The sequence below is a fragment of the Phenylobacterium sp. genome, assembly GCF_030681155.1.
Lineage (GTDB): Bacteria > Pseudomonadota > Alphaproteobacteria > Caulobacterales > Caulobacteraceae > Phenylobacterium.
On sequence record NZ_JAUXXE010000068.1, the window covers coordinates 128,121 to 147,563 of the forward strand.

At 66.8% G+C, this 19,443-nt stretch carries 17 protein-coding genes and 2 tRNA genes; 7 read left to right on the plus strand and 12 right to left on the minus strand.

Annotated elements, in window-relative coordinates; genetic code table 11:
- The first annotated feature begins 42 nt into the window (after positions 1 to 42).
- Positions 43 to 843, plus strand: coding sequence for an isocitrate lyase/phosphoenolpyruvate mutase family protein (locus tag Q8M13_RS17630; RefSeq protein WP_305301421.1), 801 nt, complete (start codon positions 43 to 45; stop codon positions 841 to 843).
- Positions 844 to 849: 6 nt separating this feature from the next.
- On the opposite strand, the gene Q8M13_RS17635 is transcribed toward Q8M13_RS17630, so the two are convergent.
- Positions 850 to 2,880 (minus strand): MHYT domain-containing protein, encoded by a 2,031-nt coding sequence (locus Q8M13_RS17635; protein ID WP_305301422.1) that lies wholly within the window; start codon positions 2,878 to 2,880, stop codon positions 850 to 852.
- A 144-nt stretch (positions 2,881 to 3,024) separates the two neighbouring features.
- Here Q8M13_RS17635 and polA point away from each other — a divergent pair, with 144 nt between their 5' ends.
- Positions 3,025 to 5,883: a DNA polymerase I gene (gene polA / locus Q8M13_RS17640; RefSeq protein WP_305301423.1), complete on the plus strand. Its 2,859-nt coding sequence runs from the start codon at positions 3,025 to 3,027 to the stop codon at positions 5,881 to 5,883.
- A 123-nt stretch (positions 5,884 to 6,006) separates the two neighbouring features.
- Positions 6,007 to 6,423 carry a cupin domain-containing protein gene (locus Q8M13_RS17645; protein WP_305301425.1) on the plus strand — a complete coding sequence of 139 codons (417 nt, stop codon included), beginning with the start codon at positions 6,007 to 6,009 and terminating at the stop codon, positions 6,421 to 6,423.
- 35 nt (positions 6,424 to 6,458) lie between these two features.
- Here the strand turns inward: Q8M13_RS17645 and Q8M13_RS17650 are convergent, their stop codons facing one another.
- Both Q8M13_RS17650 and Q8M13_RS17655 read right to left on the minus strand, forming a co-directional pair.
- Entirely contained in the window at positions 6,459 to 6,740 is a 282-nt protein-coding gene (locus Q8M13_RS17650) for a hypothetical protein (RefSeq protein ID WP_305301426.1), read from the minus strand.
- A 92-nt stretch (positions 6,741 to 6,832) separates the two neighbouring features.
- Positions 6,833 to 6,908: transfer RNA gene (locus Q8M13_RS17655), tRNA-Ala, on the minus strand.
- A 127-nt stretch (positions 6,909 to 7,035) separates the two neighbouring features.
- Between Q8M13_RS17655 and Q8M13_RS17660 the strand changes: the two genes are divergently transcribed.
- Both Q8M13_RS17660 and Q8M13_RS17665 read left to right on the plus strand, forming a co-directional pair.
- Positions 7,036 to 7,350 carry a YggT family protein gene (locus Q8M13_RS17660; protein ID WP_304806434.1) on the plus strand — a complete coding sequence of 105 codons (315 nt, stop codon included), beginning with the start codon at positions 7,036 to 7,038 and terminating at the stop codon, positions 7,348 to 7,350.
- 4 nt (positions 7,351 to 7,354) lie between these two features.
- Positions 7,355 to 7,642, plus strand: a complete 288-nt coding sequence (locus Q8M13_RS17665) for a DUF167 domain-containing protein (RefSeq protein WP_305301427.1) — start codon at positions 7,355 to 7,357, stop codon at positions 7,640 to 7,642.
- A gap of 63 nt (positions 7,643 to 7,705) precedes the next feature.
- Here Q8M13_RS17665 and Q8M13_RS17670 read toward each other — a convergent pair whose 3' ends face one another.
- The 3 genes from Q8M13_RS17670 to Q8M13_RS17680 are packed head-to-tail and all read right to left on the minus strand — an operon-like array spanning position 7,706 to position 12,430.
- Positions 7,706 to 9,997 (minus strand): methyl-accepting chemotaxis protein, encoded by a 2,292-nt coding sequence (locus Q8M13_RS17670; RefSeq protein WP_305301428.1) that lies wholly within the window; start codon positions 9,995 to 9,997, stop codon positions 7,706 to 7,708.
- 52 nt (positions 9,998 to 10,049) lie between these two features.
- Positions 10,050 to 10,520 carry a chemotaxis protein CheW gene (locus Q8M13_RS17675; protein ID WP_305301429.1) on the minus strand — a complete coding sequence of 157 codons (471 nt, stop codon included), beginning with the start codon at positions 10,518 to 10,520 and terminating at the stop codon, positions 10,050 to 10,052.
- A complete protein-coding gene (locus Q8M13_RS17680; protein WP_305301430.1) occupies positions 10,520 to 12,430 on the minus strand; it encodes a methyl-accepting chemotaxis protein in 1,911 nt (636 codons plus the stop codon). The genes Q8M13_RS17675 and Q8M13_RS17680 overlap by 1 nt, the downstream gene beginning before the upstream one ends.
- A 296-nt stretch (positions 12,431 to 12,726) precedes the next feature.
- Here Q8M13_RS17680 and Q8M13_RS17685 point away from each other — a divergent pair, with 296 nt between their 5' ends.
- Positions 12,727 to 13,467 carry a Sir2 family NAD-dependent protein deacetylase gene (locus tag Q8M13_RS17685; RefSeq protein ID WP_305301431.1) on the plus strand — a complete coding sequence of 247 codons (741 nt, stop codon included), beginning with the start codon at positions 12,727 to 12,729 and terminating at the stop codon, positions 13,465 to 13,467.
- On the opposite strand, the gene Q8M13_RS17690 is transcribed toward Q8M13_RS17685, so the two are convergent.
- A complete protein-coding gene (locus Q8M13_RS17690; RefSeq protein ID WP_305301432.1) occupies positions 13,464 to 13,760 on the minus strand; it encodes a hypothetical protein in 297 nt (98 codons plus the stop codon). The genes Q8M13_RS17685 and Q8M13_RS17690 overlap by 4 nt on opposite strands.
- A 294-nt stretch (positions 13,761 to 14,054) precedes the next feature.
- On the opposite strand from Q8M13_RS17690, the gene Q8M13_RS17695 reads away from it, so the two are divergent.
- A complete protein-coding gene (locus Q8M13_RS17695) occupies positions 14,055 to 15,020 on the plus strand; it encodes a SurA N-terminal domain-containing protein (RefSeq protein WP_305301433.1) in 966 nt (321 codons plus the stop codon).
- A 153-nt stretch (positions 15,021 to 15,173) separates the two neighbouring features.
- Here Q8M13_RS17695 and Q8M13_RS17700 read toward each other — a convergent pair.
- The 5 genes from Q8M13_RS17700 to hemC all read right to left on the minus strand — a co-directional run bounded on the left by Q8M13_RS17700 (position 15,174) and on the right by hemC (position 19,417).
- Positions 15,174 to 15,249 (minus strand) — tRNA-Thr (locus tag Q8M13_RS17700).
- A 42-nt stretch (positions 15,250 to 15,291) separates the two neighbouring features.
- Positions 15,292 to 16,818 (minus strand): heme biosynthesis protein HemY, encoded by a 1,527-nt coding sequence (locus Q8M13_RS17705; RefSeq protein ID WP_305301434.1) that lies wholly within the window; start codon positions 16,816 to 16,818, stop codon positions 15,292 to 15,294.
- On the minus strand, positions 16,815 to 17,672 hold the full coding sequence (locus tag Q8M13_RS17710; protein ID WP_305301436.1) for a COG4223 family protein: 858 nt from the start codon (positions 17,670 to 17,672) through the stop codon (positions 16,815 to 16,817). The genes Q8M13_RS17705 and Q8M13_RS17710 overlap by 4 nt, the downstream gene beginning before the upstream one ends.
- Before the next feature lie 3 nt (positions 17,673 to 17,675).
- The gene (locus tag Q8M13_RS17715) at positions 17,676 to 18,359 is read right to left on the minus strand and encodes a uroporphyrinogen-III synthase (protein WP_305301437.1); all 684 of its coding nucleotides are present in this window, start codon (positions 18,357 to 18,359) and stop codon (positions 17,676 to 17,678) included.
- 89 nt (positions 18,360 to 18,448) lie between these two features.
- Positions 18,449 to 19,417, minus strand: a complete 969-nt coding sequence (hemC, locus tag Q8M13_RS17720) for a hydroxymethylbilane synthase (RefSeq protein ID WP_305301438.1) — start codon at positions 19,415 to 19,417, stop codon at positions 18,449 to 18,451.
- Positions 19,418 to 19,443: the final 26 nt, after the last annotated feature.

Sequence of the window (19,443 nt, forward strand, 5' to 3'; positions counted from 1 at the left end):
ATCGTCTTGACCAGGAACCACCCTGTCAGACGGAGGCGCCCGATGAGCAAGCAAGCCGACACATTCCGACGACTGCACGAGGGTCCAGAGATCCTCGTCCTGCCCAACGCCTGGGACGCCGCCAGCGCGGCGATGATGGAAGACGCCGGCGCAAAGGCCGTGGCCACCTCGTCGGCGGCGCTCGCCTGGGCGCACGGCTATGCCGACGGCGACGTACTGCCAATCCCAACCCTGCTCTCGGCCCTGGGCGAGATGAGCCGAGTGCTGAAGGTTCCGCTGACCGCCGACATCGAGGGCGGTTATTCCGACGACCTCGCTACGCTGGCCGACACGATCAAGGGCGTCATCGACGCCGGCGCCGTCGGGATCAATTTCGAGGATGGCGGACGCCCACGCGATCTCCACGCCCGCAAGATCGAGACCGCGCGCGAAGTGGCCGTCAAGAGCGGGGTCCCGTTGTTCGTGAACGCACGGATCGACGTCTATCTGCGCGGCCTGGCCGAGGGCGCTCCGGCGCTGGCCGAGACCCTGGAGCGGGCTGAACTCTACCGAGCGGCCGGCGCTGACGGCATCTTCGTGCCAGGCCCGACCGACGAGACGCTGCTGGAAACTCTCGCGCGTGAAATCGCCCTGCCGTTGAATGTCATGGGTCGGGGCGACATGGCGCCGGCCTCCAAACTGCAGGCGCTGGGCGTTCGACGATTGAGCTCGGCGACCGCGCCGTTCCGAGCGGCCTATGGAGCTCTAGCGCGAGCCGTGGAGACCTACCTCGCCGACGGGGACCCGGCCGCCCTGGCCGAGGCTGGCAAGGGCGCGCCGGACCTCAACAAACGGTTTGGCTGACGCAGCTCAGGCCGTGAGCGCGTCGCCGGCATGGGAGGGCGCCGTGACCTCCTGGATAGCGCTCACCAGCGCCCCAATACTGATGGGCTTCGTCAGATAGCCGTGGAAGCCGGACGACTGTCCGCGCGTCATCGTCTCGGCCAGCACGTTGGCGGAGATCGCGATCACCGGAATCTGACGGGTGGCGGGATTGGCTTCCAGCCGCGCCTTGACCTGGAAGCCGTCCATGCCGGGCAGGTTGATGTCCAATAGAATGACGTCCGGCTTCAGGCTTGCGGCCATTTCCAACCCCTCGACGGGGTGCTCGGCGACGTGAAGCTCCAGACCGCCCAACGCCTCGGCGATATGCCGCATAAGGCGGATGTTGGAGGCGTTGTCCTCGATATAGAGCACGCTGGCCTCGGGACCCGCGCCAAGCGGAACCTGAACGCCCTGCGACGGCGCCCGCACCTCGACCTGATCCGGCGTGGCCGAGGGCAGATCAACGGTGAAGCTCGAACCGACATTCTCTCGGCTTTCGACACGCAGTACGCCGTTCATGGCCTCGACCAAGCGACGCGTGAGCGCCAATCCCAGACCCGCCCCTTCGACGTCCAGTCCCTCGCGCCCAAGCCTCTCGAAGGGCTCGAACAGGTCGTTCATTCTGTGCGCGGGAATACCAAGGCCGGTATCGGCCACGCTGAGCAGCACCCGATCCCCGACAAGCCGTATCTCCACCCGCACAGACCCGCCCGGACGATTGTACTTGATGGCGTTGGATATCAGGTTCGACAGCACCTGCCTCAGCCGCAGGTGGTCGGCGCGAACGGCGACGGCCTCTTGGCTGGAGGCGATCACCAGGCCGATACCCGCCCGGTCGGCCGCCAGCTTGAAGCTGCCATACAGCCCCTGCGCCAGATCCTGAGGATCAATGGCTTCCATCGAGATAGAGACCTTGCCGCTCTCGATCTTGGCGAAGTCCAAGACCTCTTCGATCAAGGCCAGCAGATGACGCCCCGCGGTCTGGATCTGCTCGATGGCCTCGGACTGCCGCGGGCTGAGCGTGTCGCCGCCGCCGGGCATCTGCATGACCTCGGCGAAACCGATGACCGCATTGAGCGGCGTTCGCAGCTCGTGGCTCATATTGGCCAGGAAATCGGACTTGGCGCGATTGGCGGACTCGGCCCTGCGGCGCTGATCGTCCAAGGCGCCTAGAGCCGTGGTCAGGTCGATGGTGCGCGATTGGACCACGGCTTCCAGATCCTCGTTGATCGCGCGCAACCGTCCGGCCTCGGCCATCGCCCGCGCTTCCAGCCGGCGGTCCAGATAGGCGCACATCGACGCGATACCGAGGATCAGCGCCATACAGGCGACTATCGTGGCCGCCAGCAACGAGCCGGAGACCAGCGAATGGTCAGCCTCTTCGGCCAGATCGGGGGCGACCACCATGACCGTGCCGGCCATGCCGACGAAGTGCATGCCGCAGATCGCGACGGCCATCACCAGGGCGGCCATCGCCCGCTGCCTCGCGGTGCGCAGGGTGACCGCAAGCCACAACGCGGTCGTGGAGGCCCCCAGCGCGATCAACACTGAGAGGCCAAAAAGCAGGGGCCGGTAGTAGATGTCTCCCGGTCCGCGCAGGGCGCTCATGCCCATGTAGTGCATGACGCAAACCGCCAACCCGACCAGGATCCCGCCGCCGACAATTCGTCGCGGGCTCGCCCTCTCGGCCACCTGCAATCCGGCGGCGACGCCGACGACGGCGATGACCCCGGAGATGATGGTCAACCCCGCATCGTACTGCACCGTGAAAGGCGTCCGGTAAGCCAGCATGCCGATGAAGTGCATCGACCAGACGCCGCCGCCCAGCACGAGCGCAGCGCCGAAATGCCAGAAGCGGCGGGAAGAGGGGGCGGCGGTGCGAAGCCGCTCGGCCATGTCGAGGGCCGTGAAGGAGGCCACAACCGCAATCAGGTATGACAGCACGACAAGGGCGGCGTCATGGTGCGTCGGGACGCCCGTGGCCGAATTGCTGAAACAGAGCCCCAGTATCTGCATGACCCGCTCACCCCCCGGGAGCTCGCCACCAACCACGCCTCATGGTTGTTCTCAAAACACAACCTGTCGCATAGGAAGTAAGCGTAGCCTTAACGGCGCGAACGGGAGGGTGACCAAAGGCCATCTGGTCCCTATCTTCCCGGCATGACCGACGCGCCCCTCGACGCCCCCGCCACCCTCGACGACATCCCGCGCCAGCCGACCCAGGACGGGCCGGCGGTACGGCTCTATCTGGTCGATGGTTCCGGGTTCATTTTCCGCGCCTATCACGCCTTGCCGCCGCTGACGCGGAAGTCCGATGGATTGCCGATCGGCGCGGTGTCGGGCTTCTGCAACATGCTGTGGAAGTTATTGGTCGACATGCAGGCCCAGGCGGAGGGTCCGACCCACCTGGCGGTCATCTTCGATCATTCGGAAAAGACATTCCGCAACGAGCTATACGCTCAATACAAGGCTCACCGTCCGCCCGCGCCCGAGGACTTGGTTCCCCAGTTCCCGCTGGTGCGGGAAGCCACCAGGGCCTTTGGCGTACCGAGTTTGGAACTGCCGGGCTATGAGGCCGACGACCTGATCGCGGCCTATGCCTGCAAGGTCCGCGACGCCGGCGGCGAGGTCACCATCGTGTCGTCCGACAAGGACCTGATGCAGCTGGTCGGCCCGCAGGTCTCCATGCTGGACACCATGAAGAACCTGAAGATCGGCCATGATCAGGTGATCGAGAAGTTCGGGGTGCCGCCGGACAAGGTGGTGGATGTCCAGGCGCTCTGCGGCGACAGCGTCGACAACGTGCCGGGCGCGCCCGGGATCGGCGTCAAGACCGCCGCCCTGCTGATCAACGAGTATGGCGACCTCGACACACTGCTGGCGCGCGCCGCTGAGATCAAACAACCCAAGCGCCGCGACACCCTGATCGAGTTCGCCGACCAGATCCGCCTGTCGCGCGAACTGGTGCGGCTGGACTGCGAAACGCCGCTGCCCGCCCCCATCGACGATCTGGTGGTGGCCGCGCCGGACCCCGAGGTCCTGGGCAAGTTCCTGGAAGAGATGGAACTGCGCACCCTGGCGCGCCGCGTGTCCGGCGGGTCCGCCGCGTCGGCGCAAGCCGCCACGACGCCCGCCAAGCCCAGCACGCCCGACCACCCGGCCATCGACACCACCGCCTATGTCTGCGTCCGCGACCTGGCCACGCTGGACGCCTGGATCGCCCGCGCACGGGCAGTCGGCGTGGTGGCGTTCGACACTGAGACCGACGCCCTCTCCTCGGCCAACGCCGAGCTCTGCGGCGTCTCCCTGGCGGTTGCGCCGGGCGAGGCCTGCTACATCCCGGTCGGCCACGAGAACGAAGGCGCCGGCGGACTGGAGTTCGAGACCCCGGCCGAGATCGAGCAGATCCCATGCGAGGAGGTGATCGCCCGGCTGAAGCCGCTGCTGGAAGACCCCTCCGTCCTGAAGGTGGCCCAGAACGCGAAGTACGATATCGCCGTGCTGTCACGCTATGGGATCGGGGTTGGTCCCATCGACGACACCATGCTGATCAGCTACGCGCTGGAAGCCGGACTCCACAAAAGCCATGGCATGGATGAGCTATCCAAGCGCTGGCTGGAACATCAGCCGATCAAGTTCGCCTCGGTGACGGGCGCCGGGAAGGCGCAGAAGAGCTTCAAGCACGTGCCCTTGGAGCCAGCCACCTGCTACGCCGCAGAGGACGCTGACGTAACCCTGCGGCTCTACCAGTACCTGCGGCCGCGCCTGATCGCTGAAGGCCTGCTGACCGTCTATGAGACGTTGGAACGGGGCATGCCCCCGGTCCTGGCTATGATGGAAAACAACGGGATCAAGGTCGACCCGGACCAGCTGCGCAAACTCTCCTACGACTTCTCCAACCGGATGGGCGAACTTGAAGCCGAGGCTCACAAGCTGGCGGGCCGGCCCTTCAACCTCGGCTCGCCGAAACAGGTCGGCGAGTTGCTTTTCCAGGAGATGGGACTGGCCTCGGGCCGGATGACCGCCAGCGGGGCCGCCTCCACCGACGCCTCCATGCTGGAAGACCTCGCCGCCCAAGGCCACGAACTGCCGCGCGTGCTCCTCGACTGGCGCCAGCTCTCCAAGCTGAAGGGCACCTATACCGACAATCTGGTCGCCGCGATCGCGCCGCGCACCAACCGCATCCACACCTCCTATGCCCTGGCCTCGACGACCACCGGGCGGCTGTCGTCCAACGATCCGAACCTGCAGAACATTCCGATCCGGACCGAGGAAGGCCGCAAGATCCGCAAGGCCTTCATCGCCGAGCCGGGACATGTGTTGATCAGCGCCGACTACAGCCAGATCGAATTGCGCATCCTCGCCCACGTCGGCGACATCCCGCAGCTCAAGAAGGCCTTCCTGGAAGGCCACGACATTCACGCGGCCACCGCCTCGGAAATGTTCGGCGTGCCAATCGAGGGCATGCCCTCCGAAACCCGCCGCCGCGCCAAGGCGATCAATTTCGGCATCGTCTACGGCATCTCGGCCTTCGGTCTCGCCAATCAGCTATCGATCCCGCAGGACGAGGCCGGAGCCTACATCAAGACCTACTTCGAGCGCTTCCCGGGTATCCGCGCCTATATGGACCGGACCAAGCAAGCCGCCCGCGCCCAAGGCTTCGTCACGACCGTCTTCGGCCGCAAGGTCAATATTCCGGCGGTGAAGTCCAAGTCGGCGGCCGAGCGCGCCTTTGGCGATCGCGCGGCGATCAACGCCCCAATCCAGGGCGCGGCGGCCGATGTCATGCGACGCGCCATGATCCGCATGCCCGGCGCGCTTCAGCAGGCCGGCCTGACGGCGCGCATGCTGCTGCAGGTGCACGACGAACTGGTCTTCGAGGCTCCGGAAGCCGAGGCCGACGCCGTCATCGCCCTGGCCAAGCAAGTCATGGAGCGCGCCGCCGAACCGGCAGTGGCGTTCTCCGTGCCGTTGGTGGTCGAGGCGCGCGCCGCCGCGAACTGGGACGACGCGCATTAGCGTCGCAGAGGTCAAGTCGGGGTCCTCACGTTCGCTTGAGAGCGACGCCGATTTTGACTTCAGTCATGGGGAAGTGAGGCCAGAAGCGTAGGCTCGGCCTCTCACCACCCATGGAGGATCGCCATGAAGGGCTTCGTCGACGACATCGAGGACCTGACCGAAAGCAACAAAGACTTCCGCCGCGTGCTCTACACCGGCAAGAACCTGCAACTGGTTCTGATGTCGCTGAAGGCGGGCGAAGAAATCGGCGAGGAAGTCCACGCCGGACACGACCAGTTCTTCCGCGTGGAAAAGGGCAAGGGCGAGGTCTGGATCGACGGCGTCCGCACCAAGATCAAGGGCGACCACGCGATTATCGTCCCAGCGGGCGCGCGCCATAACGTGATCAACACCGGCGAGAAGTCGCTGAAGCTCTACACGCTCTACGCACCGCCCGAGCATCGCGACGGCGTCGTGCATCCGAGCAAGCCGGAAGTAGAGGCCGCCGAAGATCACTTCGACGGCGTGCTTACCGAGGACGGCCCCGGCACAAAAATCTAGCTGGCCTCAACGGCGGCGGCGCAAGCTCGCCGTCGTCAGAAGCCGCGGGGCGCGCTCGCGGCCTTCTGGGCCTTTTCCAGCTGATCGCGGTCTTCCTGCCGGCGTGCGTCCCACTCGGACTTGGTGGCGCAAACCTTCTTGGGCACGCGACTGCCGGCCAGGGCTTCGGTCTTGCAGATCATCCGGTCCTTATCGGATTTGGCGACGGGTGTGGCCGGGGTCGCGGCCGCGGCGGGCGGCGTAGTTTCGGTCGCCGCAGGCGCCGAGGGGCTCGAAGCCGCCATCATCAGCGTGGCGGCGAGAGATAGTATGAACACGAGGCGTAAGCTCCAGCCTGTAAAATTGGCTGAAAGATAGCCCAACCCGCCGGGCCAGACAAATCCGCGTTCGCTTAAGCGCGGAAGGTTCCTGGTGGAGCCGAGCGGAGTCGAACCGCTGACCTCCTCATTGCGAACGAGGCGCTCTACCAACTGAGCTACGGCCCCAGGAAGGCGCGGAATTAGGGGCTTGGACCCCACCCTGTCAAGCCGCCTCGTTGCAAGACCGCCTCGCGACTTGCCAGCCGCTCGCCGCCAGACGATACAGGACCTCTCCTCCGCCTCGGAATTCCTGATGATCTCGCTGATCGGCTTCGTGTTCTACATCGTGAACGCAATCCTCGGATTGCTGGTCTTCGCGCTGATCGCCAGCGCCATCCTGTCGTGGCTGGTCGCCTTCGACGTGATCAATCTGCGCAACCAGTTCGTCTACAACGTCGCCCGCTTCCTCGACGCCGTAACCCGGCCGGTCCTGGCGCCCTTCCAGAAGATCATGCCGAACCTGGGCGGGGTGGATATCAGCCCGGTGCTGGCGATCCTGGTGATCTCCGGCATCCAGCGCTACCTGCTGCCCGCCGTGGCCAACGGCTTGATCGGGCTATTCGCCTAGGACCATGCGGCTGCCCGTCAGGGTGACGCCCAAGGGCGGCCGCGACGGCGTCGACGGCTGGGCGCTTGACCCCGCAGGACGAGCCTATCTGAAGGTCAGGGTCTCGGCCGCGCCCACCGACGGCCAGGCCAATGCGGCGCTGACAACCTTCATCGCCAAGACGCTGAAGCGCCCCAGGTCGGCTGTGCGGATCGTCTCCGGCGAGACGGCGCGGCTGAAGATCATCGAGATTGACGGCGTGGACGAGGCGGCCATGGAGGCGGCGTTCGGCGCGCGCCCCCTTAGCGCCTAGCCGCAGGCGCCCGCCGCGAGTTGGCCGGCGCAGGACGCCGGCCACAAGATTCTCCGATAAGGGCTAGAACTCTTCCCATCCGCTGTCCTGGCGCTCGGCGACCAGGCGCGGACCCGCGCCGCCCGCCGCTTGCCGCTGCGCTGGACGTTGGCGCTCGACGGGGCGCTGCGCCGGTTCGGCCGCACCGGTCTTGAACTGCCCGATCAGCCTAGCGAGCTCCACCGCTTCGCTCGCCAAGGCATGGCTGGCGGCGGTCGATTCCTCGACCATGGCGGCGTTCTGCTGGGTGACCTGATCCATCTGGTTCACGGCCGTATTGACCTGGTGCAGGCCGGTGGCCTGCTCCTGGGCGCTGGCGGCGATTTCGGCGACTATGCCGTTGATCTCCGCCACCTGGGTGACGATCAGTTGCAGCGCCTTGCCGGTTTCGGCGACGAGGCCCACCCCGCGCCCGACCTGGGTCGAGGACGTGTTGATCAGGGCCTTGATCTCCTTGGCCGCATCGGCCGAACGCTGGGCCAGAGCACGAACCTCGGAGGCGACGACAGCGAAACCACGGCCGGCCTCGCCAGCGCGGGCGGCCTCGACGCCGGCGTTCAGCGCCAGCAGATTGGTCTGGAAGGCGATCTCGTCGATCACGCCGATGATCTGGCCGATCTCCTTCGACGAAGTCTCGATCTCGCCCATGGCGTCGGTGGCGTGACGCACGACATCGGCGCTCTCGGCGGCGTTGGTGCGCGCAGTCTGGACCACGCCCTGGGCGTGAGTAGCGCCTTCGGCGGTCTTGCGGACAGTGGCGGTGATCTGGTCGAGCGCCGCGGCGGTCTCTTCCAGGCTGGCCGCCTGTTGCTCGGTACGGCGCGAGAGATCGTCGGCCGCCTTGCTGATCTCATCGGCGCCGGATCGCATATTGGCGGTCGCCCCGACGACGACGCCCATCGTGTTCTGAAGTTGGCTCATGGCCATGTTGAAGTCGTGTTTCAGCGCCTCGTACTCCGGCGCGAACTGGCCCTCGACGCGCGCGGTGAGGTCGCCGTGGGCCAGGCGCTCCAGCCCCTGGGCCAGGGCGCTGACGACCCTCGCCTGCTCTTCGGCGACAGCGGCCCGCTCAGCCTCGGCCCGGCGACGCTCGGTCTCGGCGGCCAGGTTGGCGGCTTCCTGGCCTGCGCGCAGCGCGCGGTTCTCGGCCAGACCGTGACGGAAACCTTCCAGGGCGCGCGCGATCTCGCCCACCTCGTCACCCTTGTCAGCTCCGCCAACCGCCTTGTCGTAGCGCCCGGCCGACAGTTCGCCGACCGCTGTGGTGATCTGAGCCAGGGGCTGGCGCACCAGCTTGCCCACGGCGATGAACAGCGCGCCCAAAACCAGGGCCAGGATCACCAGACCCCCGACCGCCAGGCCGATGGCCAGTTGGCGGGCCGGACCGGTGATGTGCTTGGTCGGCACATCCATGATCACCGCCCAGGTGGAATTGAGGCCGGGCAGTGGGGCGGGCGTCACCAGACGTTCCACCTTGCCGATCGACTGTTCGACGCCGCTCAGCAGAACCGACTGGCCGCTGGAAAGCGCGCTCTTCACCTCACTCGCGCCGGCGTCGGCATAGGGCTTCATCCGGAGCGCCGCGTCAGGGTGGGAGACCCAGTTCGCGGCCGGCGAGACCAGCATCACTCGGCCATCGCCGAAGGGCTTCAGGGCGCCCAGTCGGCTCGACACGTCGTCCAGCGCCAGATCGAGGCCCGCGACGCCGATCATCTTGCCGCCCGACATGACCGGGAAGGTCACCGAGGTCATTGAGACGGTCTTGCCGCTGACCTCATAGGGATAGGGCTCGACGATGGCGGCTTTGCCGCTCTTGAAGCTGGTTTGATAGAAGGGCTGCTCATAGTCGGTGCCGGTGTCCAACGGCTCCAGGGTGACCTTGCCGCCATTGTTCACCCAGTACGGTGTGAATTGGCCGAGCTTGTTGGAGCCGCCGGCGGTGTCGCCCAGGTGAGCCGCGTCCTGACCGTCCAGCGCGTCCGGAATCGCCATGAACCAGGCGCCGAGGATCATCGGCGAGGCCGAGGCGGTGGGCTTGAGCAGTTGCGCCAGCACGACACGATCGCGGACGCCCGCCTCATGGGCGGCGCCCACCGTCAAGGCCATGGCCGAGCCAATGCCCTGGATCTGACCCAGGTCGGTGGCCACCTGGGCGGCCGCTTTGCCGGCCAAGGCCTCGGCATTGTCGTTGGAGAGGTTCCTAACCATCCCGCTGGCGTTGGTGGCGACCAGCGCCGCCGCCAGCAAGAGCAACGCCCCGATCGCGCATCCTGCGGCGATCATCAGCTTCCAGGCGATAGACAGACGGGCCAACATACTCGTGGTTCCTTGACGACTGACTCGATACTCGCAGAAGGGCTGGCGCGCCCTAGGCGGCGGCCGCCTGGATATCGGCGGGCAGGATGTGATCCAGGGAAAGCAGGGACACGATCCCGGTGTCCGTAGTCATCACCCCGGCGACATAGGCCGCAGACTCCTGGCTGCCCACTTCCGGCGGCGGCTGGATCAGCCCCTCGGTGACTGTCAGAATGTCGGAGACCGCATCGACGACCAGGCCCATCTGGGCCTCGCCGATCTGGGCCACGACCACCACGGACGACGCGCTAGGCGACGCGGGGCCAAGGCCAAGCCGGGCGCCCAGGTCGATGACCGGCAGGATCGCCCCGCGCAGATTCATCATCCCGAGCACATGCGGCGGCGCATGGGGCAACGGCGTCGCCGCCGTCCAGCCCCGGATCTCACGAACCGCCATGATATCGATCGCGTAGGCCTGATCACCGATGCGGACCGAGATCAGCTCGGCGCCCGGTGACGGGATACGTGAAGTGGAAATTTCCATCAGAACTCCTCCCAAGAGTCGGTTTCTCCGACAGGCTCATATTTCGCCGCGGTCGCGGCGCCAGAGCTGTAACCCCGTGTCGGCGAGGGCCGAGGCGCGCGAGGCGGCGCGGCGGTCTTGCGAACGGTCGAGCGGTCGTTGTCCTGGCCGATCGTGAATTGGCCCATCAGACGGGCAAGCTCCACCGCTTCGCTGGCGAGCGCGTGACTGGCGGCGGTGGACTCTTCGACCATGGCCGCATTTTGCTGCGTAACCTGATCCATCTGATTAACAGCCGTGTTGACCTGATGCAGGCCGACGGCCTGTTCCTGGGCGCTGGCGGCGATCTCCGAAACCGCGCCATTGATCTCCGCCACCTGGGTCGCGATCCGCTGCAGCGCCTTGCCGGTCTGCGCCACGAGCTCGACGCCCTGGCCGACCTGAGCCGACGAGGCGGTGATCAGCGACTTGATTTCCTTGGCCGCTTCCGCAGAGCGCTGGGCCAAGGCCCGAACCTCGGAGGCGACGACCGCGAAACCACGACCGGCTTCGCCCGCGCGGGCGGCTTCGACCCCGGCGTTCAGCGCCAGGAGGTTGGTCTGGAAGGCGATCTCGTCGATCACCCCGATGATCTGGCCGATCTGCTTGGACGAGCCCTCGATCTCGCCCATGGCGGCGGTGGCCCGGCTGACGATCACCGCGCTCTGCTCGGCGTCCGATCGCGCGGTTTCCACGACGGTGCGGGCGTGGTTGGCGCCCTCGGCGGTCTTGCGGACCGTGGCGGTGATCTGGTCGAGCGCCGCGGCGGTTTCTTCCAGGCTGGCGGCCTGCTTCTCGGTGCGGCGGGACAGGTCGTCGGCCGCCTGGCTGATCTCGCCAGCGCCGGAGCGCATGTTGGTCGTATTGCCGGTGATCACCGACATCGTGCTCTGCAGGGTCGAGACGGCGGCGTTGAAGTCGGTCTTCAGTTGCTCGGCCTTCGGCGCGAAGGCGGCGGTGATGCGGAATGTCAGGTCGCCACGAGCCAGCTTGCCCAGCCCCTCGGCCAGCGAGCCGATGGCGATGGCGTCCTGTTCGGCGTCACGCGCCTTCTCCTGCTCGCGGACTTGACGCTCGGCTTCCACCGCAGCGCGGTGCTCAGTCGCGTCGGCTTCCAGACGCAGCTTTTCGATCGCCGCATCCTTGAAGGCCAGCACGGCTTGCGCCATCTCGCCGATCTCGTCCTTGCGGCCAATGGCCGGGACATTGACCGTGTTGTCGCCGGAAGCCAGGCGCCCCATCACACGGGACATGGCGCCGACCGGGGCGGCGATGGCCTTGGACAGAACCCAGGCCATGGCGGCGGCGGCGACGACGGCGATCAGGCTGCCGATGATCAAGGTCAACTTCGCCTCGCCAATGGCCTTCTGCTGGGCGGCCGAACGCTCAGCGACCAGCGCCCGCTGAGCGGTGAGGATCTCGCCCTGAACGTTGCGAACATCGCTGAGGCGCACGTCGTCGATCATGGCTCGCGCCTGCTCCAGCGTGGCGGGATCGCGAGAAAGGGCGACGATCTGATCGTTCTTGGCCCGCCATTCGATCAACGCCGCCTTCAGCCGCGCCGCGCGCTCGCGCTGCTCGGGGCGCGTCGTGCGGCTCGAGAAGGCTTCGAGGCTCTTGTCAGCCGAGACCCCGTCTTCCCCATAGCTCTTCAGGAAGTCGTTGTTCTGGGTCGCCGCGAAGCCGCGAGCGCCGTTCTGTTGTTCAACCGAATGCGCGAGAACAGCGGTGACATCCTGGATGTTCAGGTTGCTGATGCTGTTCTGGTCCGCCGCCGCGTCGATGGTGTTCAGGCTAACGAACACCATCACGGCTGAAAGCGTGAAGACCCCGAGGATCACGGCGAACGCCGCGCTCAACTTGGTGGAAATACGCATATTGTTGAAGTTCATGAACGACGCCCCGAGAGTAATAACAACTGTTCATCACTCGCGCCGGGCTTCTGGATCGTTAATCGCATTTAATCGGCGCCCGACAAATTGTCGCACACAAGAGGTCCTCCTCGTGACGTCGCAAAACAAACATAATTGGCTTTCGATATACCTCCATATCGACCTTAAACGTCGGTAATACCTGCACCTTAAGGGCAGCCATACTTGAATCCTGGAGAATGACCGCCGCGGGGATGACTGGCGATCAATCGCGCGACGCCCTATCTGGATGACCGCAACGAAGGGAGTGGCGCCGTATGAGCCGCCGACAATTGGCCAACGCCATCGACGCAGCGCGGAACATCGTGATCTTCACCGGGGCTGGTATTTCCACGGAATCCGGCGTGCCGGACTTCCGCAGTCCCGGCGGCGTGTGGAGCCGGATGAAGCCGATCTACTTCCAGGAATTCGTCAGCGACGAAGAGCGGCGCCGGGAGGCCTGGTCACGCGTGTTTTCTGGGGCCGCCCGGTGGACTGGGGCCGCGCCGAACGACGGTCATACCGCCGTCGCGCGCCTGATCGCCGAAGGTAGGGCCAGCGCGGTGATCACCCAGAACGTCGATAATCTGCATCAACAGTCGGGCATTCCGGACAGTCAGATCATCGAACTGCACGGCAACGCCCACTATGCGCGCTGTCTCGCCTGCGGCCTTCGACACGAGTTCGAGGAGTTCCGGGAGAGCTTCCTTGAGCACGCCCAAATCCCGGTCTGCCGCGCCTGCGGCGGCTTGGTGAAATCGGCGACCATTTCCTTCGGGCAGAGCATGCCGGAAGAACCGATGGAGCGGGCCGAAGCCGCGACACTCGATTGCGACCTCTTCCTGGTCCTCGGATCTTCTTTGGTGGTCTATCCGGCCGCCGGCTTCCCGCTAATGGCCAAGCAGAACGGAGCGATGCTGGCCATCGTCAACCGCGAAGCGACGGATCAGGACCCGCATGCCGACATCGTCCTGCATGACGAAATCGGTCCGGCGCTGAGCGAGATCGTCGGCGCCTAGGCGCGCCTGGTTGGTCGCGCGCGCAACTTGGTGGGGGGTGGATCGGCGCGGAAATCCGCCACCGTGCCGAGCTTGGCGTTGCAAGACGGGCAGCGGATCACGACGTCGTCGGCGAGGCTGGCCTCAATCGAGAACCCGGCGCCGCAGGGCTTGCACTTCCAGTCATGCTGGACCGGCGCGGGGGCAGGCGGCGCAGGCGCGCGCGCAGGCTTCTTCTTCGGCCCCTCCGGCAGAACAACTTTCGGTGGGTTCTTCAGCGACAGGATAGGACGTCGCTTAGGTTCGTCGCTCATGATCTAGGACTTGTGACTCCGACGTGTGGACACGTCACGGCGCGGCCGGGGTAAAGCCGGTTCTCCCTTGTCCGGGATTGACTTGCAACACCAAAGGGAAACGAATTCAATCTCGCGAGATTGTCCAGTCGCGCGACGGGCGCTCCTCGTCGCGGATCGATCTTCGTGAGCGCTTAAGAAGTTTCGAGGTTAAAGAGAGTAACGGACTTTCCTGGTTGCTGACGCGCTCGCCGTTGCTGGCGCGGCGCTCGGCCTGGAAGGCGCCCGTCGCAAGGACATTCGGGGGAGAAACCGATGAAACTGAAATGGACTCATGGCGCGGCGCTGCTGGCCTGCATCGCCTTGAGCGGCTGCGGCATGATCGGCGGCGACAAGGCCCCCAAGGGGCAGGTGGTCGCCACGGTGAATGGTGAAGAGATCACCGTCACCGAACTCAATCGCGAACTCGCAGGCGCGGCTCCAGCCAATCCGGCCGAGCGCAAGGCCGCCGAACAGGCCGCCCTGGAATCGATCATCACGCGTAAGCTGGTCGCCCAGGCGTCGAAGGATCAGAAACTCGACAAGACGCCGATCTTCGCCCAGCAGGAACTGCAGGCGAAGGAAGCCATGCTGGTCGGCGCCATGCAGCGCAAGATCGCCTCGACCGTCGTCGCGCCGACCCGCGCCGAAGGCGAAAAGTTCGTCGCCGAACATCCCAACATGTTTGCAGACCGCCGCGTGATGGTCGTGGACCAGATCGTGGTCGGGTCCTTCAAGCCTGAGCTCATGAAAGAGTTCGAGCCACTGACCACCCTTGAGCAGATCGAGGCGGTCCTGGTTCGTGAAAACCTCGACTTCCAGCGGACCACCACGGTGCTCGACACCCTGAACGCTCCGGAAGACCTCACCAAGACCTTGGCTAATCTGCCGCCGAACGAGATCTTCATCTTTCCGCGTGGCAACGCGGTGTTTGTGAACCAGATCCGCGACAACCGGGTCATGCCGTTCACCGGCGACCGCGCCATCAACTACGCCATGGCGGGGTTGAAGTCGCTCCGCACCCAGGAAGCCCTGGCCAAGCAGCTCGAAGCCATCCGCAAGGCCGGCGAGGGCGAGATCACCTACAACGACAAGTACAAGCCCGTTAAGGCCGCCGCCAAGCCGGCCGCTCCGGCCGCCAAGGCTGCGCCGGCGCCTGCCGCGCCCGCCGCCACCGCTCCCGCGCCAGCTACTCCGGCCGCCCCGGCCGCGACGGCTCCGGCCGGCGCCGCGCCGACCTAGGACGACAGGGCGCGGCAGGCTTCCCTGCCGCGCCCACATCGCCTGCAGGCCTGAAGCGCCTGAGCGCTTGGCCACGTGTCTCTAAATTTCCTGATGTCTTCCACACGGCCGGGTCGGCTTTATTCGCCGCGCCGCCGATCCGTTCGTGGAAAATGGTGCCGCTTACAGGACTCGAACCTGTGACCCCCTCATTACGAATGAGGTGCTCTACCAGCTGAGCTAAAGCGGCCTGGTACACGTTCGTGGAGCGATTTGCCCCGCGAAGGAGGGTTTACTTAGCGACTCTCGGCCCGCTCGCCAAGCGCCGCCTTGCTTGAGGTCGCCGCTGACCAGGCTGAGGGACCGGCGGGACTAGAGTTTCATCCTCCTCATAGACCCCTTCCTCAACGGGGTAAGGCGCCGCATCAACCTCATGCGCTTCCAAGAAAGCTACTGAATCTACATAAGAAATCGGCAAGGCGGGCAGTTCTCTCATCGTCCTTTCGCGGCGTTCATGGCGCGGATGAATCAGTTCGCCCGTTTCAGCGAAACTCATCACCAAACGCGCCCAATCGGCCGCCTCGTAGGCAAAGGCGCGGCCTTCGGGGTCTAGATCGGACCAGTCGGCTTCCCTTTCCGCTTTTACGCCGCGCGCCATCCAGACCCGCGCCTCATCCGGCTGCCCGGCCGCGAATGCGACCCGCGCCATCAGCCCGGCGATCCGGGCGGTGACGGTTTCAGGCTCCAGCGCCCTGGCGGCGGCCTGCGCCCGCGACGTATCTCCGGCGATCAAGGCCTGCTCGACCAGCAGGATGCGGCTCTCCCGAGCCCCGGGGTTCAGTTCGGCCAGTTGGCGCAAGCGATCGGCGCGCTGGCGCGGCGTCTCACTGGTCCGCAGATCGCGATAGGCGAGCCACAAGGCCGGATGGGGCGCGACCTTCCAGGCCCCTTCGAGAACCTGCGCCGCGCGCGCCGGCTTGCCGGAAGCCCCCAACAGACGCGCGGCCATCACCACGCCAGGCGCGAAGCCCGGCTGCAGCTTGGCGGCCTCGACCGCGAATTCGAGGGCCTGGGCCTGGCTGTTGGGATCGGCCGAGGCCTCAAGCTGACCCGCGGAGGCCGCGAGCAAGGCGGCGCGGGCGCGCTCAGCGACGATCGGCGAAACGATCTTGCGATCGAGGGCGCCCTTGGCCAGCTCACGCGCGCCGCTCCAGTCGCCGTCCTCGAGCTTGGCTTCCAACAATACGCGCCAAGCCCAACGGCCTGTGCGGGCCAGGCCATAGGCCTGCTCGGCGTGACTGATGGCGCCCGCGCGATCACCCTGGGCCAGCGCCAGTTGCATCAGTCCTTTATGGCCGGCCAGGCGCATGTCGGGCAGGCCCAGCATTGCGCCATAGGCGGCTTGGGCGGCGGCTGCGTCACCCGCCGCCTCTGCGGCCTGGGCGGCCAGCACCCGGACCAGACCAGGCGCCTCGTCGGCAAGTTCGGCCGCCTTCTGGGCCAGGCGGCGGGCCTCCGATCCGTCGCCGGCGGCCGCAGCGACGAAACCGCGGGTCAGTACGTCGTTGGCCTGGCGACGCCGCCCCTCAGCCCGCGCCCGGGCGGCGCGGCGCGGGGCCTCGGCCGCCCACAGCAGCAATCGCCATGCGACCATCGCCGATAGAGCCAGGAAAAGGGTGATCAGCACGAATGCCGCGGCCGTCATGTCGGCCCGCCAGCCCAGCCAGACGACATTGGCGTGGCCCGGCTCCCCGGTGATCGCCAGCATCGCCGTCGCGAGGGCGGCGACCAGGAAGACGATGATTGCAGCGCGGATCATCCGCCGCTCCGGGCCAAGTCGGTCAGGTCCTTCAAGGCTTGGGCGCGGACCTCGGCGATGTTGCGGTCGATCCGAGCGCGCCGTTCGGCGCGGTCGCGCCACGGCCCGAGGGCGTCCTTGCCGGCCGGCGGCAACGCCTCGAGCGTCGCCAGTGCGGTGGTGAGGTCGCCATCCTCGACCTGCTGCTCGGCCTTGGCCAGCACTGCGTCGAGGCCCTCGCCCGGCACATCGCCAACCCGGCGCAGGGTGACGACTCGCGAGAGGGCGTAGCCGATCCGGTCGAGAACGCCGGCCCCGTCGCCTGGAGCCCGGGCGGCGGAGGCGGCGCGAGCGGCGTAGTCTGGGAAGCTGGCCGCCAGGGCCATGCGGCTGGGCGCGCCACGCTCGGCGTCGGCGGTCAGCGACCGAAGATCAAGAGACGGCGCGCTCGCCGCCAAGGCCTGAAGCTCGCCCGCGAACGACCGCGACGTCTGCGAGGCCTCGACCAGGGCGGCCGCCGTCAGCGCCGAGGCCGCAGCGGAGGCCACGCGCGCGCGGCCCGCCTCCAACGCATCCATGCGGGAGGCGATCTCGCCGGTGGCGGGCTCGGCCGAAAGACTTAGCTCACCACCGGCCTGGGGCGTCGCAGGAGCGAAAGGAGCCGTCAGGGGGGCGAGCGCTGGCGCGGGTGTGTCCATCACGCCGGCGCGCGGCTTGCTGGGGTAAAGCTCGGGTCCGAACCGCGCGGCGAGATAACCGCCGGCGACACAGGCCAGGCCGAACACGATCACCGCCCAGACGGCCCACCCCACCGGGCGGCCTCGGCGATAGGAGCCGGGATCGCGGGGCGCGGAAAGCTCGATCGGATCGCTCATCGCCTACCGGTCTATCAGATTCAGCAGAGCCGCTTCGAGGGGGAAGGGCGCGAAGGTTTGCTCGGCGACGCCAACCTTCGCCAGCGGCTCCATCGCGGCCTTCGAAAGGCCGAGCACCCTCAGATGGGGTTGAGGATGGCTAGCCAGGACTGCGGCCAAGGCCGCGGCGCCCTTGGCCGAATGGACAAGCGCGACGTCGACCCGCGCCAGTTCCTCGATCTGAAACGGCTCAAGCCGGGTGGGCAAGGTGTCGTAGAGCGTGAGGGCGCGCACCTCGATCCTGGCGCGCTCCAATGCGCCGGCCAGATCGCCCGCCAGTTCGGCCGCGCCGGGGTGCAGAACAACGCCGGCGATCTCGGCGCGACGCGATGCTATCCCCCGGGCCAGGGCCTCGACGTCGCCATCAGCCGACAGCACCTGTTTGAAGCCCGCCTGCCGCGCCGCCAAGGCGGTCGCCGCTCCAACCGCGAAGACCCGCAGCGAGCGATCGGCGTTGAGCCGGGTGAACGCTCGCAATCCGTTGGCGCTGGTGAAGGCCAGGGCGCCCACATCACGCAGATCGACCTCGGCGTTTTCCAGCATCTCCACCGCCAGCAGCGGCGCCACGAGGGTTGCGTGGCCAAGCGCGTGGACGCGCGCGGCGGTGGCGTCCGCTCCGGGCTGCGCGCGCGTGATCCAGATCTTCAAGGGGCGAGCGCCATTCATCGCAGGTGGAGAAACCAATCGTTCCCACAACCCTGGAGGGGGACGCCCGCAGAATCAATCCGCCGTTCGGATCAATCCGGAACCACGATGAGATCGCCGCCCTCTTCGCGCACCGCTGCGCCCAGCGAAAGGCCGAGCGCGCGGGCCGCCTCCAACGGATCCTGGGCCGTCGACAGTTCGGCCGAGCCCTCACGCCGGAAGCGGTGGACGCCGTCCGCCGACAGCGCCTCGACGATCAGATGCAGGCCGCCGTTGGCCAGCCGGGCGTGCGCGCCAATGGCGGTCTTGCACGAGCCTTCCAGGGCGGTCAGGGCGCCGCGCTCGGCGGCGACCGCGACGGCGGTCGGGGCGTGACGGACGGCCTCAAGCCAAGGTGCGCCAATATCGGAGATGCGGGTTTCGATCGCCAGCGCGCCCTGGCCAGGGGCCGGCGGGCATTCTACGGGATCGATCAGGCTCTTGGGCAAATGACCAAGACCCAACCGGTTCAGGCCCGACATCGCCAGCAGGATGGCGTCGGCGTCGCCGGCCGCGAGCTTGGCCAAGCGAGTGTCGACATTGCCGCGCAGCATCTGGACGTTGAGGTCGCTACGTCGATGCAACGACTGGGCCTGACGACGCAGCGAGGCGGTGCCGAGCACGGCGCCCTGCGGCAAATCCTCCAGGCGATCGACCTTGTGGCTTAGGAAGGCGTCGCGCGGATCTTCCCGCTCGGGGATCGCCGAAATGCACAGTCCGTCCGGCAGCACGGCCGGCACGTCCTTCATCGAGTGGATGGCGCAGTCGATCGAGCCGTCGAGCAGCGCCTCCTCGATCTCCTTGGTGAACAGGCCTTTGCCGCCGATCTCCAGCAGGCGGCGGTCCTGAATCCGGTCCCCCGTCGTGGTGATGACGATCAGAGGCGCGAATGCCTCCACCTGCGCAGGGTCGCTCGGATCGGCTCCGAGCGCCGCTGCGATACGGCGTTGCATGATGCCGGCCTGGGCCAGCGAAAGCTTGGAGCCGCGGGCTCCGATCCGGACGGGCTGTTGCGTGGGCACGACGCGCGGTCTACCTCGGCGTTTCA